The following is a 2474-nucleotide window of genomic DNA, read 5'->3' on the forward strand; positions in this document are numbered from 1 at the left end:
AGCCTGTTGTCAAGGTTCACTTCCTTGTAACTAAACTACGTTAAAAATCAAATAACTTGTTCAGATAAAAGCATTTAGCGCTTTTACTGAAACGTCCAACCATACGGGAAATTACTCCCGTATGGGGGTAGTTTTTCTCATAGAGTGAGAAAAATCATGACGAAATCTACTAAGAAAACAGTAAACAAAACACCACGCGATTTTCATCAAGAGGTGACTAATCAAATTATCGAAGCGCTAGAGGTGGGTGTGAAACCTTGGGCTTGTCCTTGGGATGTAACTCAGTCCGACGGTCTGCCTTATAATTTCTCAACAGGTAACACGTATTCAGGAATGAATGTGATGTTGCTTTGGATGAGTGCTCAAATGAATCAATTTAGCTCGAATCAATGGCTAACTTTCAAGCAAGCATTAGATCTTGGGGGGAACGTTATTAAAGGTGAAAAGGGAACGCATATTACTTTTTACAAATCTTTGGAAAAAGAAAAGACAGTGAATGGTAAAGAGAAAATCGAAACGATTCCTATGTTGAAAACGTTTGTTGTTTTCAATCTTGATCAGATTGAGGGGATCACCAAACCAGAGCCTAAAACGGATCTGAGAGGTGAGCTTGATTTGAGGGAGGATGTGGAGGATTTCTTTAAAGCGACGGGAGCAACCATCACCTACGTCGGTCAGAAAGCTTTCTTTCGACCATCGACGGATGAGATTGTTATCCCTGAGCGTGAACGCTTTGAATCAACCGCGAACCTTTACGCTACCGTGATGCACGAATTGACGCATTGGACGGGACACAAATCTCGACTTAATCGTACTAAGGGAGGCAAATTCGGTGATAAAGACTATGCATTTGAAGAACTCGTTGCAGAACTCGGATCGGCATTTTTAATGGCTGATTTTGGTGTTGTAGGCGAAGTTCAACATGAATCCTACATTGCTAGTTGGCTAGAGGTTTTAAAAAATGATAAGCGATTCATTTTTAAGGCAGCAAGTCAGGCATCAAAAGCGTTTACTCATTTAAAAGAGTTCGTTCACGATGAAAACCAATTAAAAGCAGCATAATGAAAAGAATAGTTAATCAACTGAATGACACATAAATTTTAAACATATTAATCAAACCATCATTAAATTGCCCAATAACGTTTTTACGCTATTGGGTTTTTTTTGCTACTTACTCTTTTTGATTCATAAAGAGTGCTTGTGGTGCGAATGGTTGATGGTATGGATTGTCTCGGAGTGTCTTTGATTGCTTTTGAGTGTGAGTGTGATATTGTTGTGACTCTTAAAGATTGTTTAACACTCGGTGGAAAAATGAAAATTTCAATTGATGATGGTTCGAATTTTACAAAATGGGCTTTTTCAGACGACAACGGCGTTCAAAAAGGAGCTTTTCCTTCTCGTGTGATCCGCTCTGCTTTACCTTCAAGTTCAGGTGATGGGTTCAGCAACTCAAGCTATGAAATTGATGGTCAGCGTTATGCTGTAGCGTTAAGTGCAAACGATGTGATCCCTACGACAAACAAACAATTCCAAGTTAGCGACGCAAATCGTGTTCTTATTCAACACGCATTACGACAAGCGCCGCCACAGAAAAGTGCTGAAATCGTTCTAACATTACCAGTAGGCCAATTTTTTAACCAAGATGGCTCTAAAAATGAAGCACTTATTAAGCAAAAAATTGAAAATGCTAAAGGTTCGATTTTATGCCTAGATGGAAAAACTGCTGTAGAAGTCGAAGCATGTTATGTATTGCCTGAAGGTTTAGCTGCATTTAACCATGTAAAGAACGAGTTAAACCTTAGGGAGGGTGAATATTTAATTGCTGATATTGGCGGTACAACAACTGATCTGATTGTTTTTGATGAATCCAATCAAATTCAAAGCTTTAAGTCAGTCAATGTTGGTGCAATACAAATGCTAGATAGCTTTGGTGCTCTCGTTATGGGTGAGCTTTCAATCAACCAACTGAGTGATAAGCATAAACTGAATGGACTTTTATCAGGAACTATCGCTGGCGAGGACGTAAGTAAACATGCGACTCAGGCGTTAAAAAGCTTTACGGATAAAGTATTTGATCAGGTTCATTTAATGGGTGACTTAAATCTGTTTAATGGGGTTGTTTTTTCAGGAGGTGGAGCGAATCTGTTGAACTCAGACTTTGTGAAAATTTTAAAGACGGCCAACCCTCAGCTTGATAATGCACTTGGCGCATTAGATATCATTGGAGGATAAATATAATGAGTAAAAAACTTCAAATAATGCTACGTGATAGTGTGGAAATAGAGAAAGAAATGTTGGAAGTTTTGGAGAGTGCAGGTCGCAATTCTGGTTTGGTGAGACAATGGCTCATAGAAGGATTTAAATCACAAAATAATACTCAGATTGTTGATAAACCTAAAAAAAACAATAATCCTTTTTCAGGACACCTTTCCGGCGGTTAACATTGCAGAACAGACCCTGATAACGCGCTTAGT

3 protein-coding genes are annotated in these 2474 nt (G+C 38.7%); all 3 read left to right on the forward strand.

Features of this window, described 5'->3' with window-relative positions; translation table 11 throughout:
- Positions 1–156 precede the first annotated feature (156 nt).
- The 3 genes from Q1A70_RS19520 to Q1A70_RS19530 all read left to right on the forward strand — a co-directional run bounded on the left by Q1A70_RS19520 (position 157) and on the right by Q1A70_RS19530 (position 2441).
- Entirely contained in the window at positions 157–1062 is a 906-nt protein-coding gene (locus Q1A70_RS19520) for a zincin-like metallopeptidase domain-containing protein (RefSeq protein WP_299695507.1), read from the forward strand.
- A gap of 147 nt (positions 1063–1209) precedes the next feature.
- Positions 1210–2232: a ParM/StbA family protein gene (locus Q1A70_RS19525; protein WP_299695509.1), complete on the forward strand. Its 1023-nt coding sequence runs from the start codon at positions 1210–1212 to the stop codon at positions 2230–2232.
- A gap of 5 nt (positions 2233–2237) precedes the next feature.
- On the forward strand, positions 2238–2441 hold the full coding sequence (locus tag Q1A70_RS19530) for a hypothetical protein (protein ID WP_299695503.1): 204 nt from the start codon (positions 2238–2240) through the stop codon (positions 2439–2441).
- Positions 2442–2474 lie beyond the last annotated feature (33 nt).

The sequence above is a fragment of the uncultured Vibrio sp. genome, assembly GCF_947488985.1.
Classification (GTDB): Bacteria; Pseudomonadota; Gammaproteobacteria; order Enterobacterales; family Vibrionaceae; genus Vibrio.